18 protein-coding genes are annotated in these 23720 nt (G+C 46.6%); 8 read left to right on the top strand and 10 right to left on the bottom strand.

All coding sequences use genetic code 11. The annotated features are described in order from the left end of the window. Nucleotides 1–79 precede the first annotated feature (79 nt). Nucleotides 80–577 (bottom strand): response regulator, encoded by a 498-nt coding sequence (locus tag J4N39_RS08445; protein ID WP_252018019.1) that lies wholly within the window; start codon nt 575–577, stop codon nt 80–82. 10 nt (nt 578–587) lie between these two features. Then, nucleotides 588–2537, bottom strand: a complete 1950-nt coding sequence (locus J4N39_RS08440; RefSeq protein WP_252018017.1) for an ATP-binding protein — start codon at nt 2535–2537, stop codon at nt 588–590. A 180-nt stretch (nt 2538–2717) separates the two neighbouring features. Between J4N39_RS08440 and J4N39_RS08435 the strand changes: the two genes are divergently transcribed. Beyond that, a complete protein-coding gene (locus J4N39_RS08435; protein WP_252018015.1) occupies nt 2718–3971 on the top strand; it encodes a DUF945 family protein in 1254 nt (417 codons plus the stop codon). A 131-nt stretch (nt 3972–4102) separates the two neighbouring features. Continuing rightward, nucleotides 4103–5185: a 3-phosphoserine/phosphohydroxythreonine transaminase gene (gene serC, locus J4N39_RS08430; protein WP_252018013.1), complete on the top strand. Its 1083-nt coding sequence runs from the start codon at nt 4103–4105 to the stop codon at nt 5183–5185. 59 nt (nt 5186–5244) lie between these two features. On the opposite strand, the gene cydC is transcribed toward serC, so the two are convergent. The 4 genes from cydC to J4N39_RS08410 all read right to left on the bottom strand — a co-directional run bounded on the left by cydC (nt 5245) and on the right by J4N39_RS08410 (nt 11873). After that, nucleotides 5245–6966: a heme ABC transporter ATP-binding protein/permease CydC gene (gene cydC / locus J4N39_RS08425; protein WP_252018010.1), complete on the bottom strand. Its 1722-nt coding sequence runs from the start codon at nt 6964–6966 to the stop codon at nt 5245–5247. Further along, nucleotides 6959–8740, bottom strand: coding sequence for a heme ABC transporter permease/ATP-binding protein CydD (gene cydD / locus J4N39_RS08420; RefSeq protein WP_252018008.1), 1782 nt, complete (start codon nt 8738–8740; stop codon nt 6959–6961). Before cydD ends, cydC begins: the two co-directional genes overlap by 8 nt. A 163-nt stretch (nt 8741–8903) precedes the next feature. Continuing rightward, entirely contained in the window at nt 8904–9854 is a 951-nt protein-coding gene (gene trxB, locus J4N39_RS08415; protein WP_252018006.1) for a thioredoxin-disulfide reductase, read from the bottom strand. A 291-nt stretch (nt 9855–10145) separates the two neighbouring features. Further along, nucleotides 10146–11873, bottom strand: a complete 1728-nt coding sequence (locus J4N39_RS08410) for a hypothetical protein (protein ID WP_252018003.1) — start codon at nt 11871–11873, stop codon at nt 10146–10148. A gap of 379 nt (nt 11874–12252) precedes the next feature. Here J4N39_RS08410 and J4N39_RS08405 point away from each other — a divergent pair, with 379 nt between their 5' ends. Both J4N39_RS08405 and J4N39_RS08400 read left to right on the top strand, forming a co-directional pair. Then, nucleotides 12253–12900: a 2OG-Fe dioxygenase family protein gene (locus J4N39_RS08405; protein ID WP_252018001.1), complete on the top strand. Its 648-nt coding sequence runs from the start codon at nt 12253–12255 to the stop codon at nt 12898–12900. Next, a complete protein-coding gene (locus J4N39_RS08400; RefSeq protein ID WP_252017998.1) occupies nt 12900–14126 on the top strand; it encodes a cysteine desulfurase-like protein in 1227 nt (408 codons plus the stop codon). The genes J4N39_RS08405 and J4N39_RS08400 overlap by 1 nt, the downstream gene beginning before the upstream one ends. A 36-nt stretch (nt 14127–14162) precedes the next feature. Here the strand turns inward: J4N39_RS08400 and J4N39_RS08395 are convergent, their stop codons facing one another. After that, a complete protein-coding gene (locus tag J4N39_RS08395; RefSeq protein WP_252017996.1) occupies nt 14163–14987 on the bottom strand; it encodes a DUF2797 domain-containing protein in 825 nt (274 codons plus the stop codon). A gap of 317 nt (nt 14988–15304) precedes the next feature. On the opposite strand from J4N39_RS08395, the gene J4N39_RS08390 reads away from it, so the two are divergent. Then, nucleotides 15305–16624 (top strand): GGDEF domain-containing protein, encoded by a 1320-nt coding sequence (locus J4N39_RS08390; RefSeq protein WP_252017994.1) that lies wholly within the window; start codon nt 15305–15307, stop codon nt 16622–16624. Here J4N39_RS08390 and J4N39_RS08385 read toward each other — a convergent pair. The 3 genes from J4N39_RS08385 to J4N39_RS08375 form a co-directional block, all read right to left on the bottom strand. After that, on the bottom strand, nt 16619–17308 hold the full coding sequence (locus J4N39_RS08385) for a SanA/YdcF family protein (protein WP_503062098.1): 690 nt from the start codon (nt 17306–17308) through the stop codon (nt 16619–16621). The genes J4N39_RS08390 and J4N39_RS08385 overlap by 6 nt on opposite strands. A 7-nt stretch (nt 17309–17315) precedes the next feature. Further along, nucleotides 17316–17639, bottom strand: a complete 324-nt coding sequence (locus J4N39_RS08380) for a DUF3392 domain-containing protein (protein ID WP_252017992.1) — start codon at nt 17637–17639, stop codon at nt 17316–17318. A gap of 119 nt (nt 17640–17758) precedes the next feature. Continuing rightward, nucleotides 17759–19453 (bottom strand): NAD-dependent malic enzyme, encoded by a 1695-nt coding sequence (locus tag J4N39_RS08375; protein ID WP_252017990.1) that lies wholly within the window; start codon nt 19451–19453, stop codon nt 17759–17761. 175 nt (nt 19454–19628) lie between these two features. On the opposite strand from J4N39_RS08375, the gene J4N39_RS08370 reads away from it, so the two are divergent. The 3 genes from J4N39_RS08370 (at nt 19629) to J4N39_RS08360 (ending at nt 23688) form a co-directional block, all read left to right on the top strand. Next, nucleotides 19629–21962 (top strand): helicase-related protein, encoded by a 2334-nt coding sequence (locus J4N39_RS08370; protein WP_252017988.1) that lies wholly within the window; start codon nt 19629–19631, stop codon nt 21960–21962. An 83-nt stretch (nt 21963–22045) separates the two neighbouring features. Beyond that, on the top strand, nt 22046–22831 hold the full coding sequence (locus tag J4N39_RS08365; RefSeq protein WP_252017986.1) for a phospholipase A: 786 nt from the start codon (nt 22046–22048) through the stop codon (nt 22829–22831). A gap of 476 nt (nt 22832–23307) precedes the next feature. Continuing rightward, a complete protein-coding gene (locus J4N39_RS08360) occupies nt 23308–23688 on the top strand; it encodes a transporter (protein WP_252017984.1) in 381 nt (126 codons plus the stop codon). The last annotated feature ends 32 nt before the right edge of the window (nt 23689–23720 follow it).

The raw sequence follows: 23720 nt of genomic DNA, 5'->3' as shown, positions 1-23720 counted from the left end.
CATTAAAAATTCTCAGTTTTTTACGATTTTTATTGATGCTCTGCGCGAAATTGTTGAACAAATCACCATAGATGCACGATTATTCACCGAACTCACTGCGCTTCGCGGCGACGGCCTCGAAGATGCGGGTGGTATCTAAAATGCGTCCCCACGGCATAAGATCAGGCTCGTTTTCAATCATGTAAGTGGTCAATTGGTCAACGAGCATTGACTCCAACTCTTGTTTTTGCCACGGTTTGGCGAGATAGAAATCTAGGCTGGCGTGGTTGACTGCTTCAACGGTTTCTTCAAGTCCTGCCTGCCCTGTGAGTAGGACTTTTCGAGCGTTGCGAGTTTTCGCCTCTTGAGATAACTCAATCAAGAAGCTGATGCCTGTCTGCTCTGGCATGATGTGATCGCACAAAATAAGGGCAAGAGTGACATCCTCGTCAGCGAAATCAGCGATGACTTCCTTGGCTTCGTGAACCGACTCTGCCGACTCTACGATAAAGTGCTCTTCAAATCGTTTTAAGTCGTGAGCAACACTGTCTAGAACTTCTCTCTCATCGTCTACACATAAGATCAGATATTTATTCATGTATTACTCCTTATTTGGTCAGCTTGGCGTGTTTTGGCATCTTTAGCGGTAAATAGACGTTCATTTGGGTGTAGCTCTGGCCATCCGAATCGACATCTATCCAGCCCGCATGTTGATGGGTAATTTGCTGACAGACAGATAAGCCGATGCCGAGCCCAAAGTTACCTTCTCGCTTAGTGGTGTAATTGAGTTCAAATATGTGTTCCCGGATTTGTGCTGGCACGCCATGTCCATTGTCTCGTACGGAAATACATACTAAAGATTGGTTGTTGATTGTTTTTATCTCGGAGCGAACCGTAAGCTCTCCATGCTCGGGGAAAGCGTCAATCGCATTGGATATTAGGTTGGTCCAAACTTGTTGTAAGGCGATGGGTTTGCAACAAAGTAGCGGTAAGTCACTGTATTCTTTGTGTACGGTGTGGCGCTTGAGTTTGTTCTCAAAAATGACCAACGTATCTTCGATGCCTTCGTGGATATCGACTTCATGCCAGGTTTCATCATCTTGGCGAGCATAACCTTTAAGCCCTTTAACCATGTCGGCAATGCGTTTGGCACATACGTTGATTGAACGCAATGTGGTACCGGCAAGATAATACTCTTCAAGGCGATCAATCTGTTGCGCCGTTTGCTTGTTGTTACGCAGTAGGGCGGTGAGAGCTTCTACATCTTGGTGTAGGTTAAACTGAACCAGTTTTTTCGCTAGATTACGATCGCCGATAGTGCCCGCTAAACGGCGAGACTCAGTGCGAATGTCAGCTGTCGACATCGGATTGGATTCGAGGCTATTGAGTAGCACTCGTTTGCCAATTTGGGGAACGACCGCTTCAGGCGAGTGTTCCGTCAGGCTTGAAATCTTGTTGGTTAGAGTTTCAGCGCCTCGCAAGATAGCTGCAATAGGGTTGTTCAACTCATGCGCGACACCTGCAACAAGCTGGCCTAACATGGCCATTTTCTCACGCTCTATCAGTTGCTGGTGGGCGACCTCTAGCGATTCTAACGTCTTTTGTAACTCTAGCTTGGTATTGATGCTGCGTTGCAGGCGACGGTTAAAGTGTCTTAGTAGTAAGTTGGTAAACAGTGGCAAAAGGTTAGAGTCTGAGTGCATAACTTTAGAGAAGACTTCTCGGTCAAGCTTGATTACCTCAGTCTTTGTCAGCGTGAGTGCGGTGGAAAAGGAGTGCTCGCCAGTAACAAAGGACATGCCACCTACGATGTTTCCTTTGGTGTGTCGCACAACTTCACGCTGAATACCTAAATCATCCTTTTTATACAGGGCAACTTCGCCTTCGGTAATAAACCAAAGAAACTGATTCGGCTCGCCTTCACGGGTGAGTAGATGGTCTGGGGAATAGCTTCGAAGAGCTCGGCTCTCATCGCTCTCGGCAAAGAACTTTCTTAGTGAGCCAATCACTTGTTCCGCGAGCTGTTTGTCAGAGAGATCATGGAAGTCATTGATAAAACCGGCGCGGTAAGATCGCATTCGGTTATCGATGTGGGCACGCAAAATTCGATTTTGCTCCAAGACATGGCTATAACTCAACAGATCATCGGTTTCTACGTCGAGCACAAACGTTGTCAGTTCTTTAACGGCACTGCGATTGACAGTGGTTGGTTTGAAGGGCTTGGTAATACAGTGATCCAGGCGGCCTTCGTTGACTGCCGCAAGAATGGAATCAATATCTTGTCCGTTGCTGAGCAGTATTTTGCGAGCATTGCGAGTTGATTCGCGGCGGTCGAGCTGAACCAAAAATTCAGCACCCTTGATCGCAGGGCTGTCACTGGCAAACACCAGTGCGACGACTTGCTGCTGATTCTCTATAAAAGATAAACTGTGCTCAGCTTCTTCTACGGAGTCAGCATCATGGATGTCAAAACGGCTCGCCAGTGGCGCCAGTTCATGGCGCAACTGTTCGATGATATGTGGGTCATTGTCGATGACAAGAATGGCGTATTGGTTCACGGACGTCTCTAACCAGTTTTTTTCCAATGTAGCAATTTAGCTAGTCGTGGGATGAGAGCTAGATAATATTCTGGTGTTTTGGCTAGAGAAGGGTGAGAAAACACTGATTTAACTCAAAGTTTGCTACTGGTGTTGGATGCGGTAGACTGTCGGACTACAGCTATTTACCGAATTTAGAACATGCATCAATTAAAGAAATGGGCCGCTGGTGGTGGCTTAGTGGCACTAACCGCTTGCTGGCCTTTAGCCGTCGGACAGATTGCACAAAATATCCTTAGCGATGGCACTCAACTGCTCAACAATGACCAAGTGAAAACTGAGCTAGCCAGTTACGAACGTGGTTACTTTTCTTCTCAGGCGGTGACACGTGTTGAGGTAATTGACCCTGAATTGAAAGCACAACTTGAAGCCGATGGTGTTGCCACTCAGTTCGTTATCAATCATGAGATATCCCATGGGCTGTTGTCCATTGATGCGACAAGTCGCTTGGCCGACAAAGACATCAATATTGTTCTAGAGACCAAAACTAAGCTCAATGGCGACACAGATTTTGTGATGCAGGGGGAGCCTGTATCGCTGGAAGATGCTAGCGGAGGCTCGATTAGCTTTAGTGAATATCAAGTGCAAGGCAGCGCTTCACTTGCTGGGGAAGTCAGTATCGATTTCTCGTTGCCAGCGATGGATATTGCTTTTGCTAACGGTGAAGATTTTGTGCTGAAAAACTTGGCACTAAGTGGAGAAGGGCAAAAAATTAAAGGGTTTTGGTTAGGTGAGCAAGCGTTATCTATAGAGAAGGTTTCGCTCAAAGGACCGCAGGGTGAGAGCTTTGGATTAAACAAACTGAGCTACCGAGTCGCCGCAGACCAAAACCAAGAGTTGGGTACACTGAGCACATCGCAAACCATTGCCCTTGATGGGTTAGTATTGCCGAGCAGTGAGTTCGAGCGTATCGAGGCGTCGATGAGCTTAAATGAGTTGGATTTTGAGGCGTTTACCTCGCTGATGGCTCTGTATCAGCAAAATCCAAACATGGGTCAAGAGCAGGTATCGCAAGCCGTTCCTATGATTGATCAATTGGTTGTCAAAGGAGTGAAAGTCAACCTAGATAAACTGCATATCTCGACCAAGCAAGGGACGTTAGATGGGGCGATTCAATTGCAACTACCACAAGGGCTTGAAAACTTTAGTTTGAACCCTACTGCGGCAATGAACCAGATCCAAGGCCAGTTAGATGCAACGACGAGTGATGCCTTGCTAAATAGCAGTCCTGATCTAAAGCAGATGGTGGATGAGCTGATCATTCATGAATTGGTGACCATCGATGGAGACAACTATCGTCTTCACGGCGATATCAATGCAGGTACGATTGAATTTGAAGGGGGTAAACAACTTCCTCTTTGGATGCTAGCCATGCCATTTATGATGCCGCAATAAAGCACATATCATTAGAAATACTTAGTTAGAATGAAAAAGAGGTCTTAAGACCTCTTTTTTCGCTTTTTACTGGCTAAAAAACGTGATATTAAAGGTGTTACATTTGTTAAATTGCAGGAGCTAGTAGCATCATGGAGCAAGTTTTTAATTTTAGTGCCGGACCGGCAGCACTGCCAAAAGCAGTGATGGAGCAAGCACAAGCCGAATTTATCGACTGGAGCGGTCTGGGTACGTCCGTGATGGAAATTAGTCACCGCAGCAAACAGTTTATTGAAGTTGCGGATCAGTCTGAGCAGGACCTGCGAGATTTACTTGCTATTCCAGACAACTACAAGGTGCTATTTTGCCAAGGTGGCGCCCGCGCTCAGTTTGCCGCAGTACCACTCAACCTTCTAGGCGATAAAACCAGTGCAGACTATGTTGATGCTGGTTACTGGGCAGAAAGCGCAATTAAAGAAGCAAGTAAGTATTGTCAGCCAAACGTGATTGACGCTAAATCAGAAAAAGATGGAAAAATAGCGGTTAAACCTGCTTCTGAGTGGGAACTTAGTGAAAATGCCGCTTATGTTCACTTCTGTCCAAACGAAACTATCGATGGTATTGAGATAAATGATCTGCCAGTTACTGACAAACCTATCGTAGCAGACCTTTCTTCAACCATCTTGTCGCGTCAAATTGATGTATCTAAATATGGCGTTATCTACGCGGGCGCTCAAAAGAACATTGGCCCTGCAGGCATCTGCATCGTAATTGTACGTGATGACTTGCTTGAGCTCGCCTCAAGTGTGTTGCCAAGCGTGCTTAATTACAAAGTGTTGGCTGAGAAAGACTCTATGTTCAATACGCCACCAACTTACGCTTGGTACCTATCTGGCTTGGTGTTCAAGTGGCTAAAAGCACAAGGTGGCGTTGAAGCGATTGAAGTGGTTAACAAAGCAAAAGCTGAGCTTCTTTATAACTACATCGATGAGTCAGGCTTTTACGCTAACCAAGTGCATCCACAAAACCGTTCACGTATGAATGTTCCTTTTCAGCTAGCTAAGCCTGAGCTTGATGCAGAATTCTTGGCTCTTGCTGATAAAGCGGGCTTGAAAGCTCTTAAGGGTCACCGAGCAGTGGGCGGCATGCGAGCTTCTATTTACAATGCAATGCCGTTGGAAGGGGTTCAGGCTTTAGTCGACTTTATGAAAGAGTTCGAAGCAAACAACGCTTAAGCGATTAAGTTACATTAAAAAGCCCTCGAAAGAGGGCTTTTTTGGTTGTGTAGATTCCACTACAAAGTTTGGAATAACTGGTAATAGCGACCTTTACGGGCAAGTAACTCTGCGTGAGAGCCTTGCTCTCCGAGTCTGCCATCATCAAGCAGGCAGATGTGATCCATTTGCTCAAGACCGACCAAGCGGTGAGTAATATAAACCACGGTCTTGCCTTGGTTGTGCGCTTCCAGCAGGGCCATGATCTGTTGCTCGGTGTTCTTATCGAGACCTTCGGTCGGTTCGTCCATGAGCACGATTGCACCATTATGCAATAGTGCACGCACGATACCGATTCGGCGTCGTTCACCGCCGGAGAGTTGGCGTCCACCTTCTCCTAGCCAAGTATCAAGGCCATTGTCTTCCAGCAGTTTGCCAAGGCCTACTTGTTCTAGTTTGGTTTCAAGCTCGCTATCGGCTGCCTCTGGATTGGCAAGCAACAAGTTATCTCTTAGCGAGCCGTTGAGAATATCGACACGTTGGCTGATAACTGAGATCTGTTGGCGCAAATCCGATTCTGACCAAGATTTAATGTTTAGCCCACCAATCGTCACTTCCCCTTGGCTGCAATCCCAACTGCGAGTCAATAGCTGCAGCAAGGTGGACTTACCAGACCCAGTTTGGCCTAAAATCGCCAGTTTTTTACCTGCAGGTAGGTTGATGTTGATGTCACGTAGTGCGGGTTTATTCGCATCGGGGTAGCTAAAGCCAACATCTTGGAGCGACAAGCCACTCTGAGTTGTATCTCCCTGGCTTTGCTCAGGGAACAAAACATCAGGTGTTGCCTGTACGATCTGGTTTAAGCGTTTGGCTGAAGTCAATGTTTGCCCTAGGTATTGAAATGCGCCAGCAATTGGCATCAGCATTTCAAAACTCGCCATCGTGGCAAATGCAATCAAAGCGATAAACGGGTCAGGGGCATTGCCACCCACTCCGTCAGCGGCAAGCCACAGCATAAGTACCAGCGTCCAACCACTCGCAAGCATCAACAAACTATTGGCAAGCCCTGTGATGTGCGCATGGATAAACTGCTTTTTGTTCAGCGCAGTTTGCTGTGCTTCAATGTGTTGGCGATAGCGAGGCTCGACACCAAAAAGCACTAACTCGGCGTGACCTTGGAGCCAGTCCATGGTGTTGATACGCAAGTCAGCTTTATGTTGGGTCAGCGCTTGCCCATTATTTTTGCCAAGGTAGTAGAAAAGAACTGGCCAGCATAGAACTAGGGTTAATAAAATCCCCCCAAGTGTTAGCCCCAATGTGGTATCAAACCAACAGAGAAAAGCCGTAAGGCTGGCGATGCCTAAGAAAGAAATGACCACCGGACTGACGAGTCGCAGATAGACATGGTCCATCGCATCGACATCAGCCACCAAACGGTTGAGGATATCGGCATCACGCAGGTTAGCTACACGACCTGGGATGAGTGGTGTGAGTTTCTTAAAGAAGAATACACGCAGCTCCGTCAATAAGCGGAAGGTTGCGTTATGGCTAACAACGCGCTCACCCCAGCGGCCAGCAGTGCGACCCATAGCAAAGCCACGTACAAAGGCTCCAGGTAGCATGTAGTTGAATGTTTCACGCGCAATGGTTAAGCCAGCCACGGATGAGGCCGCTAAAAACCAGCCAGAAAGCGTCAATAGACCGATGGAGGCAAAGAGTGTCGCAAAGGCCAATAACATGCCTAGACTCAAACCGAACCAGTGCTTTTTATATAGCTTTAGAAAGGGCAGTAAATCACGCATCGAGATCCCCTTTTGGTAATTGGGCTTGGCGAGCTTCTAACAAGGTTGCGAAACACCCCTCTATAGCGGCTAAGCTTGCAAAATCTCCTTGTTGCACAAGCTTTCCATCTTCCATGACGAGGATTTGATTCACCTCTTTGAGTGCATCGAGTTGGTGAGTGATCAGTAGAGAAGTCGCTTGCTGCGTTGCCGCTTTCAATCCTTCCAGTACCAGTTTCTCACTGCGAGCATCAAGACTTGCGGTCGGCTCATCTAGGACCCAGAACTGACCGTCATGGATGATGGCTCGGGCTAGGGCGATACGTTGGGCTTGACCGACAGATAGGCCACCAGAGCGATCACTGATTGGGTAATCTAGGCCGTGTTGGTCGATAAATTCTTTGGCGAACGACGTCTCCATTGCTTGCTCTAACACAGACTCTGACACCTCAGTTTTACCTAGGGTTAAATTCTCTTTGATAGTGCCATGCATCAGAAGTGGGTTTTGGCCCACCCAACTGATTTGCTTACGCCAGTCTGCAAGACTTAACTCAGAAAGTTCAACACCATTGATGGTGAGAGAGCCTTTGTACGGCAAGAAGCCAAGTAGGGCATTAACCAGTGACGTTTTGCCAGCACCACTTGGGCCAACCAGTGCAGTGGTGGTGTTTCCGTCAAGCTTGAAGCTAACAGGGCCGACAAGTTGAGTACCTTGTGGACTGTAGACCTCAAGGTTAGTTGCTTTAATCACCACAGATTCAGACGATGGCACACTTTCTTGGCCCGAATACGCTTGCTCGACGGGGGTTTCCAAGAACTCGACGATACTTTCGGCTGCACCCACTGCTTGTGCTTTAGCGTGGTAATAGGTGCCAAGATCACGCAGCGGTTGGTAAAACTCTGGCGCTAGGATCAAGATGAACAGCCCGGCAAACAGCGTAACGCCCAGCCCGTAGTGACCAAAGTTCAGCTCGCCAATGTAGCTAAAACCAAAGTAAACCGCGGTAATCGCAATCGAAATGGAAGTGAAAAACTCAAGCACGGCTGATGAAAGGAAGGCAACTCTCAGCACTTCCATGGTTCTTGAGCGAAATACTTCAGAAGCACCACGTAGGGTTTCAAGTTCTGCATTTGAGCGATTGAACAGCCGAATGGTGGTCATCGCTTGCAGTCGGTCATAAAAGTGTCCTGATAGACGTTGCAGAGCTTTGAAGTTTCGACGGTTTGCATCGGATGCTTTCATGCCCACCAAAGCCATGAACATCGGCACTAGCGGAGCTGTGATAAGGAAAATCACGCCTGCTGCCCAGTTGGTAGGGAACACTACGACTAAAATAATGAATGGGATCAAGACCGACAATGATACTTGCGGGAGATAGCGTGAGAAGAAGTCTTGCATATCTTCCACTTGCTCTAGCAACAAGGTCGCCCAGCTACCCGCAGGTTTGCCTTTGATGTAAGCCGGCCCAAGTTCGGCCAACTTATCAAGAATTAGCTGACGGACTAATACTCGGATCTGTTCACCGCAACGATAACCGGCAACTTCTTTGCCCCAGTTACACGCGGCTCGACCAACAACACTCAGCGCTAGCCCGGCAAAATGCGGTAGCAGCTCAGATTTGTCGACGTGTTCCATAATGAGTTGGTGTAGCACAGATGCGATGAGCGCCGCTTGTGCCAGCAAAAATACACTCGATAAGACACCTAGGCCAACGGCGATATAAAGCCAGCGAGAAGCTAGCTTACTTTGTTGCCGCAGCCACTTATTCAAAGTGCGCTGTTTTTTCTTATCCATTAGAAGAAGGCTTACTTATTTGTAGTTATGATGGGGCAATGAAAAATATTCTCTTTCCCAAAGAGGGGTTGATTCTACATAAAAAAATCCAGCGGGAATACCGCTGGATTCTAAGGTTTTGTTGTTGAGCACTAAAGAGATAGCTCTTGTGCTCTAGTAACGCTTACTGACTGTCGAGAAAACGCTCAGCATCCAGCGCAGCCATACAACCAGTGCCTGCTGAAGTGATTGCTTGGCGGTAGTTGTGATCCATAACGTCACCTGCGGCAAAGATACCCTCAATACTGGTTTGAGTGGCATTACCTTCTAGGCCAGAGTTTACGATGATGTAGCCATCTTTCATCTCAAGTTGGCCTTCAAACAATCCAGTGTTTGGCTGGTGGCCGATGGCGATAAATGCACCCATCACATCGATGGTTTCGGTGTTGTCAGATTGAGTGTCTTTGATGCGAACGCCAGTGACACCCATATCATCACCAACCACTTCTTCTAGGGTGCGATCAGTGTGAAGAATGATGTTGCCGTTTTCTACTTTATCCATCAAGCGCTTCACTAGGATTTTCTCTGCGCGGAAAGTGTCACGACGGTGAATTAGGTGAACCTCAGAAGCGATGTTAGAAAGGTAGAGCGCTTCTTCAACGGCAGTGTTACCACCACCCACCACAGCAACTTTTTGGTTACGGTAGAAAAAACCATCACAAGTAGCACACGCAGATACACCACGACCTTTGAACGCTTCTTCAGACTCTAAACCAAGGTATTTGGCTGAGGCACCCGTTGAAATGATCAATGCATCACAAGTGAACTCTTGGTTATCGCCTTTCAAACGGAAAGGACGCTGGCTGAAATCTACTTCGTTGATGTGGTCGAAAATGATTTCTGTTTCAAAACGCTCGGCATGCTCTTTCATGCGCTCCATTAGGGCTGGGCCCGTTAGACCATGCGCATCACCTGGCCAGTTTTCCACTTCTGTCGTCGTGGTTAGCTGTCCACCTTGCTGCATACCCGTTACTAGCACAGGATTTAGGTTTGCGCGCGCTGCGTATACTGCTGCGGTATATCCAGCCGGGCCAGAACCCAAGATCAGAAGGTTGCAATGTTTTACGTTACTCATGAAGGCTCCAAATACGTTGTTTACTACCCGATGTGCAGTCGACTGCTCAATTCATTGGAATCGGGCTGAAATGATTTGTACCGAAGGCAATAGATGGTTGGCTCATCTACGTTTCGATGTTGTTGTAGGTTTAATGTGAGCGATTGTACGACTTTTCAAGTCAAAAAAAAGAATTGGTTGGGATCTATTGGTTATTAATTATGAATCTTTAGGTTAATACACCCAGAACTGCGACAAAAATGCCCAGTTGAGGATCAACTGGGCATAGGCTGGTTCTTAGCAGACTTGGCGTTACTTAGCCGCTTCCGTTGAGGTGAAGGTATAGTTCATATCGAGGCTAATGCCTTCAGGAAGAATGTCGTAGCTAAAGTCCATCTTGTAAGGTGTTTCTGCGAAGGTTTTTAGCTCGTAAGGAACTTCTTCACCGCTTTGTTCCATTAAAGTGATCATTGGCTTCATCAGTTTCTGATAATCCAACATCATAGAGAACATGCCGTTACTTTCTAATGGAGCATCTAGCTGCGCAGTAAGTGACTGCTCGGCCTTATCACCTGTGTAGATAACCAAGTGATTGGTTTTCTGGGCAACATAAATTGGCGCAGTGGCCAGTAGTTCGCCTGTTAGTGCAGGAGGAAGCGCAACCGGTGTGCCGTCGGTAGGGATCTGTAGCTGCGCAAGCGGTGGCATCATCATCGCAGCACTTTGGATCAGCATTTGCGGATTGTCGGCACTGATGCTGAATGAAGCGTCCAGCTTGCTTAAACCATCGCCGTACTCAGCATCAATCTCGTAGTCAAAGATTTGTAAGCCGATACCTTTCAAACCGTTGACAAAGCCTGCAGCCATACCCGCCATTGCTGCGGGATTGGATTGCATCATTTCAGCTTGAGAGCTTGCCAATGAAGGGCATTGGTATTGGGTTTGCTGCAAATCGCTGATGATGTTGGTCAGTGCAGGTGCAAGGTTATTGACGTTAAGACCCAGACCCATTGAAAGCAAGCTATCCGAGTTGTTCGCTGCAACAAAACCACGTAGAGATTGTAGCGCCGACAGCACCACTTGGTTATTTGATTCCAAAACAATTTTGCTCACAAAACTGTCGTCTTTACCTGAGTCCATGCCCCAAATGAGACGAGGCCAGTTAGCGGCAATGCCTTGGATCTCTTGCTTACATACATCGCTATGTAGCTCTGATGTCGTCAGATCCTCACCACCGTGTTCAGCAAGCTTGGTAATTTGCTTGGCTAGCAGGTTTGTATCGGTAGTGGTAACGGCCTTAGCAATTTTTTCAAAGTCAAAGTAACCCGCCATTGTTCCTGTTGCCGATGGGTACTTAGTCTGCAAGTCAGCCAATGTCGTGGTTGCCGCCAAAGGAGAGGCAGGTTGATTCACTTCTAATGCAATATCGAGTTGGTTAAGTTCGGCTAACGGCTCAATATTAAATGCAACGATGATTTTGTCACCAACTTGCGCAAAAATGACTTCCGCTTCGACTTCACCTGAAGAGTCAACCATAGGGTAAGCTCGATAAGCTTGCTCACCTACCTTACCACTGCGGTGTGCAAACTGATGTTTTGCTTCAAGCTCGTCTAAAGTCTTCAAGAAGTTTTGTGGAGCTTCCAGTTCAAACTTGATCACTGGCAACATGCCTAAGGTGAAAAACTGGGTTTTAAAGCTCTCGCCAAAACCAAACGCCTGGTTAAGTGCGGTTTTATCGGTTGATGTCTCTATCCAACGCTCGTATAGGCCATAGAAAAAGGCTTCACGATTGGTGAGGTTGTAAGGGTCACTTTCAGCCATCGCCATTAGATCTTCAACCGAAGGGTTAGACCCAGCAGATGCAATGTAATGTTGCAAATCTAGCGGTTTAAACTGAACCCCTACAGCCACTGAATCGGCGGGAATATAGTCAAGGGTAGTGTCTGGAACCTCGACTACCGTTTGCGGTTGATTTTGGGTGTAGAAGTACCCACCAGCGCCCACGGCGACAATTCCCATAGCGATTAGTAATTTGTTCACTGCCAACTCCTTTTTAGATCTGAAACTGCGATGACTCTAGCTCTGGAGCTATACACAATTGTAAGAATTGTTTTAAAAAACATTATTTTGAAAGTGATTATACAGATTTATCAAATGAAGTATTTCGATTAATTTACCCAATATTGAGAACAAGAGGCATCTCACACCTGGTGATTTAGTGAACTATTCTAAGTTTCGAAAAGGGCAATCAGCAAAACTGGTGTTATCAGCCAACTTTTCTTCCCAAGTTGGTTTTTGATCTGGTTTTTGTCTATTTGCTGGTTTATAACACTGCAAAAAGTTGATCTTGCAGACCATTCGATAAATAATTAAATGTAAATAATATGTTATTTAATTGTGTTTATTTATGAGGTTCACCATGTTGTCAGGTCACGAAAGTACACTACAGTTAAGCCATCTCACCGCTCACACCATTGAAGCGCTTGCTCCTTCATTTAGTCATTTACCTCACACTAAGCACGCAGATGGTAAGTATCGTTTGCGCCGCTACTCGGTGGTTAACTTTTATCCGCACCGTTTGGAGGTAACGGAAAAGCATGACTTCGTTCAATCAGAAGATATTAACCATTTCCAAGGCGATGTATTGCGCCAGTTTGACCCGATTGAGCCCCACATCTTGCAAGGTGATGCGATGTTAGAAATGTGCCAGCTTTTTGCAGACACTAATGGTCTTCAAGCTGGGCATGAGATTGAAATCCACCAAATTCGGATCACGGCGATCTATGATGAAACGCCAGTTGCTCCCGAAGGTGTTCACCAAGACGGCTTTGATCACATCGCCATTATCGGTATCGACCGCCACAACGTCGTCGGTGGTGAGGTTATGATCTATAACGACAATCACGAAGCCCCATTTTTCCGTAAAGTTCTTGAAAACGGTGAAGTTGCGATGCTCGATGATCATAAGTTATGGCACAACGCCCAACCAATTCGATCCATTTCACACGGTGAGGAAGGGCACATGGATGTGTTTGTACTGACGGCGAAGCATAAGGTAACGGCATAATGCGTTTTAGTGTTGAACACGTTAGAAGTCAATTTAGTGCCTTAGAACAAAAGCACCGTGGTCAAGGTGTTATTTTTATGGATGGTCCGGGTGGATCGCAAGTACCTAACCAAGTGCTGCTGGCAATGCGAGACTATCTTGGCCGTTATAACTCAAATCTAGGCGGCCACTTTTTTGCTAGCCATGAAACAGTCCGAGTGGTTGATAGAGCGAGACAAAGTGCGGCGTGCCTGCTTAATGCGCCATCGTCGGACAATATCGTGTTCGGTGCTAATATGACGTCGCTGACTTTTACTTTGTCTCGGTCGATCAGTCGTCGTTGGCAAGCGGGAGATGAAGTCATCGTCACCGACCTTGACCATTTCGGAAATGTGTCAGCTTGGGTTGAGGCCGCCAAAGATAAAGGGGCGGTAGTTCATCGTGCCAAAGTCTGCTTAAGTGATGGCTCGGTAGATTTAGATCACCTGCTGTCGCAGGTAACAGATAAGACCAAGCTAATTGCGATTACATTAGCGTCAAACACCACCGGCTCTGTGGTGGATGTAAAACGCTTGATAGAAGCGATTGATGGTAGAGGCATTGAAGTCTATGTCGATGCCGTGCATTACGCACCTCATCATCTCATTGATGTGCAATCGTTAGACTGCGACTACTTAGTCTGTTCGGCTTACAAGTTTTTTGGGCCTCATTTGGGGGTGGCGTATGTTGCCCAGTCACACTTGGATGCACTGGAGCCTTATAAAGTTCTGCCTGCACCAGATAAAGGACCTGCTCGCTTTGAAACAGGAACGCTGAATTTTGAAGCGCTCGCAGGTTTTAGTGCTTGTGTCGAGTTTTTAGCCCAGTATGGATCGCCAAATGAGGGGCTTCGTCAACGCTTGGTTCAAAGCTTTGAGCAGTATGAAACTTATGAGCAAAAGCTGTCGGCTTATATGCTAGAAAGGCTTGAGGCTATTCAAGCGATTCAAGTCGTTGGTCGAGAAGGAGTAAACCTGCGAACGCCAACCTTTGCGTTAGTTATTGATGGTGTAGAACCACTGCAAATCGCAAAAGCACTGGGTGAGCAAAACATTTGCGTTTGGAGTGGGCATTTTTATGCGATTGGGCTGATTGAAGCGCTTGGGCTTAGTGATAAAGGTGGAGTGTTGAGGGTAGGGCTGATGCACTACAACACCACCGAAGAGATAGACGCCTTTGTTGATGCGATAACCCTGCTACTCAAGTAATAAGAGGTGTCGCTAGCGGCCACACCCCTTATTCCGTTAGTATTCGCAGGTCACTTCGTAAGAGGTGAACTTGCGGATATTGATAACACCAGTATCAAGTAGTAAATACTGGCCTTTAATGCCTTGCAGAGTACCTTCGACGACTGGGTTCTTATCAAAATTGTGTGAGACAATTTTTACCGGGTGCTGCTCGACCGGATACTCGATATCCAGAGCTTCTTCACCCAGCCACTCAATAGCGTCCACGCCAAACTCTTGCTGAAGTTTAACCACCACAGGCTCTAGCACAGGTTTGAGCTGTTCGAATTTCTCTACCAAATCCATAGGTTCGCCATCACCTTTTAGCAATGCTCGCCAGTTAGTTTTGTCTGCGATGTGTTTTGCCAGCTCTACTTCAACTAAACCAGATAGCTGACGAGTTTCTACTCGCAAAATTGGCAGTGCCTGCGTTGCCCCTTGGTCTATCCAACGCGTTGGTACTTGGCTGTGTCGGGTAATACCCACTTTCAAGCTAGAGGTATTTGAGAGATAAACGTAGTGATCGATCATGCAGTTCTCTTCGCCCCATTCCGGCTCACGGCAGGTGCCTTGGTCGTAGTGGCAAGTTTCTGGTTTCATGATGCACATATCGCAGCTGGCGAGTTTCTTCATGCAAACGAAACAGTGGCCCTGTGAGTAGCTTTTCTTGGTCTTCTTACCGCAGGAAGAACAGAAGATATTACCAGTGTGAGTTAAGGCAATTCTTTTACCGATCAGATCGTTGAGAGGCACTTGTTGCTCTCCGACAGGTAGGGCGTAATTGACTGTTGAGCCCAAGGTGGAAGTAAGCTTTTTAAGCGTACCTGAAACAGAATTTGACATGGCTGTACTCTTACTCAGTGTATGAACAGTGACGTTCAATTTATTGTTATTTCGCATCATGGCGATGGTGAGTAGTTTAACAAAAATCAGTTTGTGGGTCACACGGGATAAGTTATCGATTTTATTAAGGTTTTGATTGCTTTTTGTGCGGATGAATTTGCAGTAAGTGTTCTGTATCGGAAAGTTCTATTGATTAACTACAATTAACCAATGATTGAAATATACTTCAGAGGTAAGGTTAGGTTTTATAAGCCCTTTCGTTGGTGTTGAGCCACCCGTTAATGGACGTTGTTGAAGCAAGGAAAATATCAATTAGTATGAAATTTGGTAACAACTTGAGCTATACACAAAAATTTGTTTTGGGTTTGATAGCAATCACAACCGCAGTCTTGATTAGCTTCTATCGTTATGGGGCGAACAAGAGCATTGATATCACACCTGAGCATTACGGTTACTCCGTGGCAGATGATCGTCCACAGAAGGGGGCCACGACCTCCACCCTAAATGCCTCCAACCAACTGACTCAACTCAATTGTGACTTGAAAGCAAGTGAGTACCCATGGCCTTACTGTTCGTTGTCTATTCTAGTCGGGGACTTGGAAGGCAATGGACTTGATTTAAATGATTTCCATACTTTGTATCTCAACATAGATTATCAAGCGCCTAACCCTGATGCGCGATTGCGAGTCTATTTGAAAAACTTTAATTCGGCCTATTCAGAGATAGGGAATGACTACACCTTAAAGTACAACGGACTCGAGTATTCGCCCGGTAGTGACGCAGGGGTGATCGCCATTCCACTTGATAACTTCCAAGTGCTGACTTGGTGGTTGGCTGACCACAATATCCCAATCGAGTTTTCTGGGCCAGAGCGTGGCAATGTGATTGCGCTTGAAGTGGCAACAGGTAACAGTGCAGCGCTTGGCGTGCATGACATTAAGATCCATAGCATTCGACTTGAAGGTAATTTAGTCACAGGTGAAGAGCTGTTATTTACCTTGCTTGCGATATGGCTGACCTTGGCATTTTGCTTCGTCATTATTGATAATCGCAAGGTGAGAGAGCAGGCTAATCAAGCGCTTGAGCGCCAAAATCACCTACAAAAAGTAAATAGAAAATTGCGCATCGAGAACACTGAAGTGCTAGAAATGGCCCATCGTGATGCCTTAACTGGGGCGAGAAACCGTCATGCCGTTCGCGAGTGGTTGGCACGGCAAACCGAGCTATCGAATCAAGAAAAAAGACCGTTTTCAGTCATCTACTTGGACATCGATCTGTTTAAATCGATTAACGATAAGTTTGGCCATAAGGTAGGCGATGACATCCTCAAGGAGTTTGTCTTGATCGTAAGCTCAGCCATTGATAGCCAAGATCATCTTGTACGCTGGGGTGGTGAGGAATTTATAGTGTTTTGTCCCGATACCAACTTAGAAGGCGCATCCGATCGAGCTCATACCATTGTATCTAGAGTGGAGCAGCACATCTGGATGCATGGAGAAGTGCTGACATGCAGCGCAGGTGTTGCGATGATGAATCAAGAACGAGCAACAGAGACCATTGCTCGTGCTGATGAGGCGCTTTATCTTGCCAAACAAAATGGCCGAAACCGAGTCGAAGTCAGTGTGACAGAGTTATAAATTGGTCGCGATTGGCTCTTTTGGGCCCAAGAATTTTGGTTTCATGTTGAGTACATGAATATCAAGTAGCGCTTTAGCTCGGGCTAATACTTCTCTTGCTCGTACGTATAGCCCCCCAGTACCTTGAGGCCCGTCGACCGCTAAACAGACAGCGTTGATTTGATTGAAGTTGGCGATGTAGAGTGCGCGCTCACAGTGAAACTCTTGGGTGATGATGACAATATCATCCGCTTCAAATACTTTTTGCGCTCGAACGATAGAATCTAAGGTACGAAATCCTGCGTAATCTAAATGGATGGACTCCTCGGGCACGCCTTGCTTGAGTAGGTCACGTTTCATTGTCCAAGGCTCATTGTAAGAGCGATGGGCGTTATCCCCACTGAGCAAAAAGTGTTTAATATGTCCGTTTTTGAACAGCTCAATCGCTGCATTGATGCGGTGCACGTAATAGGTGTTGAGTTGCTTACCAATGTACTTACTGGTACCCAGTACCATAGCAACTTGATAGTCAGGCAGTGCAGACTGTTGGTGGTAGATTTGATCTTGTGTTTGCCAGCTTATCCAGCGGTCACTTAAGATCAAAGCACAAATCAGACAGATACCAACCACCACGGACCAACCGACAAAAAGCTTCAGCTTGCCGAGGTAGAGTTTGAGTTGAGAAGGTTGAAGTGCAATAACCAAAATGTCCTTATACCTGTCGATGTTTCTGAGCCCAGACACCCACCACAATAAACCAGCCAATCACCACTGTCGAGAGCCATTCACTGGGTAACTGCCTCATCTCACTGGCTAAATACGGACTGACCTTAACGATGAGCAAACCATAACCAAATGCATTGAGTAGGATAAAGACTGCGGTGCGAACGATAAAATGGTGGTGGGTCAATTTGCGACGAAGGAAACGGTTGATATCAGCGCCGAACACCACCAAGCCACAGGCTATGATCGCTGTAGCGATGTCATTTAGGTAGGGGTACAAGCTTTGCCCCATAGATTGAAGTATCGACAACATAAACGTACTTTATAGATAACGAGAAAGATGGACTAGCTAGACGGTTTAGATAGTGGCTGGATAGAGTATAAAGACCCAAGCCAGGTATGGCTTGGGTCTAATGTTGGCTTCTTACGGAATTAGAATGCCGTGCGCTTGTAGCGACGGTAAACTGGCTGCCAGAAGTGTTGTTCGATGGCAGTTTGCAATGCTTCGTCGGTAATTTCTAACGCAACACCTTGCTCGATTGCCTTTTTTGCAACCGCAAAAGCGATATGCTTAGACACCATGTGGATCTCTTCTAATGGCGGTAACAGTGCCCCCGTCCCTTGTTTAGCTAATGGTGAACATTGCGCTAGCGCTCGGCTAGATTCCATCAACATTTCATCGGTGATACGTGTAGCACCAACGGCAAGCACGCCAAGACCGATACCCGGGAAAATATAGCTGTTATTACATTGTGCAATCGGGTAGCGAACATTGTTATGTACCACAGGTTCAAAAGGAGAGCCTGTCGCCACTAGCGCTTTTCCGTCGGTCCAACGCAGGATGTCATTTGGCGTCGCTTCTACACGGCTGGTTGGGTTAGACAGTGGGAATACGATTGGACGCTCACAACCTTGGTGCATCGCCTGGATAACTTCTTGGCTAAATAGGCCCGGAGCACCAGAAACACCAATAAGAATGGTCGGTTTTGCATTGTTTACAACATCAAGTAGTGAAAAACCCGCTTCTTCTGGGGTGGTTTCCCAGTCAGCAAGATTGCTGTTTTTCTGCATCAAACGCTTTTGGAAATCAAGAAGGTTTTGCATACCTTCTTGCAACAAGCCCCAGCGATCCACCATGTAAACTTGTGAGCGAGCTTGCGTTTCAGAAATGCCTTCTGAAACCATTTGAGCGATGATCGCTTCAGCGATACCACAACCTGCTGAACCTGCGCCAACAAATGTCACACGCTGTTCTGATAGTTTGCTACCTGCTGCGTGACAAGCGGCAATCAATGAGCCAACTGTCACAGCAGCAGTGCCTTGAATGTCATCGTTAAAGCAACAGATGCGATCCTTGTATCGCTCAAGTAGCGGCATGGCATTTTTCTGAGCAAAATCCTCAAATTGAACCAAGGCATCTGGCCAGCGTCGCTGAACCGCTTGGATGAATTCTTCTACAAATGCATCGTATTCTGCACCTGTGATACGAGGATGACGCCACCCCATATACATTGGGTCAGCCAGACGTTGTGGGTTGTTAGTACCCACATCTAGAACGATAGGTAGGGTGTACGCTGGGCTGATGCCACCACAAGCGGTATATAGTGATAGTTTACCGATTGGAATGCCCATACCGCCGATGCCTTGGTCGCCAAGCCCCAAGATACGCTCGCCATCGGTCACAACAATCACTTTTACATTGTGGTTAGCCGCATTGTTAAGCAGATCATCGATACGGTCACGGTTAGGGTAAGAGATAAACAGACCACGACCACGACGATAGATGTTCGAAAAGTTCTCACACGCTGCACCAACCGTAGGCGTGTAGATGATTGGCATCATCTCACTGATGTGGTTTTGCACTAAACGGTAAAACAGTGTCTCGTTAGTGTCTTGGATGTTACGAAGGTAGATGTGCTTATCCATATCGCTTTCGAAGCTTTTGTACTGCTGATAAGCGCGCTCGACTTGTTCTTGAATCGTTTCGGTCGCCTCAGGGAGTAGACCCTCAAGGTTAAAAGAAATACGTTCTTGAGCGGTAAAACCACTGCCTTTATTAAGAAGCGGCGTACTAAGGAGTGCAGGTCCTGCGAAAGGGATGTACAAAGGGCGTTTTTCGTTATTCATCGTTGACTCTATTGGCTGCGAGAGTGGTTGGCGTAAAGGAGCGCTATGATCTCAAATTCAAACGGCATGGGTCAAGAATAACGTGCTGATAATCCAACAGGAATACAACTTCCTATTCAAGGATCGCAATGGCTTCCGTTATACTGACCGCTAGATTAAAGAATAGAACCTTTTTATGCGCTCGTTACCCATAGATTCCATCCATGACACCTTCCTTCAAACCCTAAAGCAACGCCACCTCGTGGTTGAAGCGGAGACAGGCTCAGGCAAGTCGACCCGACTGCCACTTTGGGCAGCGTCTCAAGGTAGAGTCTTGGTGGTTGAGCCGCGAAGAATCGCTTGTACCTCTTTGGCTGAGTTCTTAGCTCAGGAGTCTGGAAAGCCACTCGGTGAACAGGTCGGTTACGCCATCAAATTGTCGGCGCAATTTGATGACAACACTCAAGTTGTGTTCGTAACCCCAGGGGTTGCCCTTCGCTGGTATGCAGAAAACCAATTAAGTCAGTTTGATATTGTGATGGTGGATGAGTTCCATGAACGCCGCTGGGATACCGACTTGTTAGTTGCAATGCTCAATGAGCGTCAATCTCATCGGATGATTGTCACATCAGCGACGATGCAAAGTGCCAAACTGAGCCGCTATCTTGATGCGACCTTGCTTAAAGCGTCGGGTCGAGTGTTCGATGTCGAGTACGCATATCAAGCAAGAGATAGCCATCATCTTCCGAATCAACGCGATCTTGAAGCACAGGTTGTCTCGGCGGTGGAGTCACTTTTACCATCAGCGGATGGCGATATTTTGGTATTTCTGCCAGGAAGAAAGGAGATCCAGCAGTGTGGTTCGGCGCTTAAATATCTCAGTGACGTACTGGTGGTGCCGCTGCATGCCTCTGTGAGCGATAGCGAGCGAAACCTTGCCCTTAATCAGCAGCCCCAGCAAAAAATTGTGCTCGCGACCAATGTGGCTGAAACGTCTTTGACCATTCCAAATATTGCCGCCGTCGTCGACTCAGGTTTGGAGCGTCGAACCCAGCAGCGAGGTGGACGCACAGTCTTAGCGCTACGTTCGATTTCTCAAGCCAGCGCAAAGCAGCGAGCAGGTCGAGCAGGTCGTGTTCAAGATGGCGTATGTGTTCGCTTATTTGGCGAGTTTGCCCCTCTAGAGCAAGTCACACCTCCTGAGTTGCAACGCGAAGAGCTTAGCGAAGCGATGCTTGCGGCAGCCTGCTGTCGATTTGGATTAGAACAACTCGACTTTCTAGATCCGCTACCTGAAAAGTCCTTGGCCAATGCACGTCAGTTATTGCTCAATATGAAGGCTATCGATGACCAAGGTAATATCACCACCCATGGGGAAAAGCTTTATCCACTGCCGATTGACGCACTGTATGCTGATTTACTGACCAGAATGCCAACTCGTGCGCTTCAAGAGGCCATGGTTGATCTTGCAGCAGCGTTATGTGTCCCAGCAAAGTTATTCAAGTTGCCGAGCAGTGAAGAGAGTATTGAAGCGATCGATCAGTGGGAGCCAAAACGTTGTGATGGCTCGACGCTAATTCAACTGGTGCGAGGAAATATCCCAGAACAAATTCGTGTTGAAGCAAGTGCCTTGGAAGAGGCGGTTGGACTCGCCAAACAGATGCGAGAGATCCTCGAGCTTCCCGAGCTCGATGTTGCTTCTCGATTTGATCAAACAGCTCTCGCCGAAGCGATTGCAAAATTGCACCCAGAGTTAGTATTTGTGCGTAGGGAAAAGCGCCCTGATGCTTTGGGTAATGGTTATAGTGAAGTGAGCATTGGCCGTGAAAGCCGCTTTTCGGCTAAGGCAGAAGCAACGGTTGTGCTGGATCAACACAGCCTACCGGGAAGAGGGGTAAAGCAAACACTGACACTGGCCAGCGTCAATCTTCCATTGTCGCTTCGCTCGTTAGCTCAGCTTGGCTTTGGAGAGTGGCAATTGGCAAAAACGCACGCCGAGGCAGGTGAGTTGATTAGCCAAGAAAGATTAGTCTATGCCGGACGCACAATTGCCACGAGAGAGAAACCACTAGAGGGCAGCAATGCGATACTTGCTGCGATAACAGCAGGTGATTTATGGCCTGATTTCTATTCTAGCCGCTGTAAAGACATCGATGCTTGGAATTTATACTGTGAGTTAGGGTTGTCATCAGATCCAGGCCAACCAATGACTTTTGAGCAGTGGTTTACTGAGCAATTGGATTCAATAGGTGTAGAAACCCTAGAAGATCTAGAGATGTTTGGTCAAAGCGATTTTGAATTTAACGGTATTCCAGAGTGGGAGCGAGCAGACTTTGATGAGAAATTTCCAACTCAGCTCTACCTTGGTGATATGGTCTTGAGTGTGGACTATTTTCCCAAACGAAAACTGGTGCAGGTGGTGTATCAATCAGGGCTACGCAAAGGTAATCCAAAGCGAATTGAACTGCCAAGGTTTAGTGGCTGGCGTATCCAATACCGTAAAGCCAGTCGGGTGGTGGATATCCGTTAGTCGCCCGGTCAATAAAGTGGCGGATAGAGTGGTTTAATAATTGCATAGTGAGTTAGTAAAAACCTCAAGGATGATATCTACTTATGCAAATTCTGCCGAAAGCCATTCTAGGTACAACAATTCTTGCCGTTAGCCTTTCCGCAGCGGCAAAAAGTTTGTCGACCATCTCATCTTATGAGGATACTTATGTCATTGGCTCATACACCTCAGACGTCAATAAGGATGTCTATGTAAATGGGGGATTTGAAGGAGGAGACAAACTTCAGCCTCTAGAAGCTAAGATGAAGTTCTCCTTCTCAGTGCCCCTGTTTCAGATCACCCAAAATAGCTCTGTGATTGCCGCATACACGCAAACATCGCTTTGGCAGGTGTCCAATACACAAATATCTTCCCCATTTCGTGAGACCAATTACAACCCACAACTTTTTGTGATGTACCGACCAGACCTGTTTATCTTCAACAGTTTTGAGTTTGGTTATAAACATGAGTCTAATGGCCAAACCGCTTCACTCTCTCGCAGTTGGGATAGAGCATACATAGCGGCTGAGTTACTCGATGGTCCATTGGAATACGGCTTGCACATGTGGACAGTTTTCGGGCGAAAAGGAGAGAATCCTGACATTGAAACCTACTACGCCCCTTGGGAAGCTTGGACAAAACTTCATACATCACTCGGCGTTTTTGACGCCACTGGCTACTACAATTTTGATTCTCAAAAGTGGGGTTTGGAAGCGGGCTATACCTTTTATTTTAATGAACTTATTGGTTTGTACTTTCAAGTCTACAGTGGTTACGGTGAGACCTTGATAGAGCATGATTTCAAACACACCCGAGTAGGGGCGGGTCTTAAATTAGTAAACTGGCAATAGGATTTTTTTATTAGCGAAAATATATATACAGATTTCAATGCTGTATGCATGCTGTTAACTATTTGCGCTGTTTATGCCCTTTCGTACGATAAAAGCGTCATAAAAGACCGATGTCTTATATCATATTGATATATGGGCCGAGCTGTTCAATAGTAGATATTGCAAACCAAAGTGCCCATTTAAAACGTTACGAGAATATTTTCTAACCACTCATAAAGTAATGTTTCGGGCGTATGTATATTCTTATGTGATGCATGGAACTCAAGATAAAAATAAATACCAATACGGCTAATTATCTGATCTTGCATAGCGACGGACAGATTTTGTCTAGCAAGGAAGAAATCTTATGCCTAGCTGGGACTAGGGATACGATTTCTGACGCGGCTAGAGGAAATATGGACTAGCTAGGCTGATCAGATAATTAGTTGGATTGGTATGACATAGAGTCCCATATTTCCTATATGTCGGGAGGCAGAATGGTACACCAGCATTCAAATGGAATAACCTTTGACTACACCAGCTTTCTTGGTGCTAGCTGCAAAAAGAAATGGACTTTTATGGAGGCGCTACAATCAATTGCTCCTGTGTTTGGAACAGTGTGGCGTGACCAAGTCGATGAGCTCAAAACACCGGAAGATAAGCTATGGGAGCAAGCCCTCAACTCCCTATCTGCTCAATGTAGTGATGAGTCCAATATCGCACGTCTTGTAGAACTGGCTCGAGCGCAGGGGATTTCGCAACTTACTGTGAAAATGCCTTATGAATTAGACCCTCAGCAGTTTGAGCGTATTGGCGATAAAACCCAGTGCAAATTTGAAGGCGTCGGGGAGGATGATTTTCAAGTCACCTTGTTGTGATGGAGTCTGATTGCTACAAAAAAGGAGGCTTT

It is taken from the genome of Vibrio sp. SCSIO 43136 (assembly GCF_023716565.1).
Lineage (GTDB): Bacteria > Pseudomonadota > Gammaproteobacteria > Enterobacterales > Vibrionaceae > Vibrio.
The sequence above is the reverse complement of the archived record's forward strand: the minus strand, read 5'-3'. Positions and strand labels throughout refer to the sequence as shown.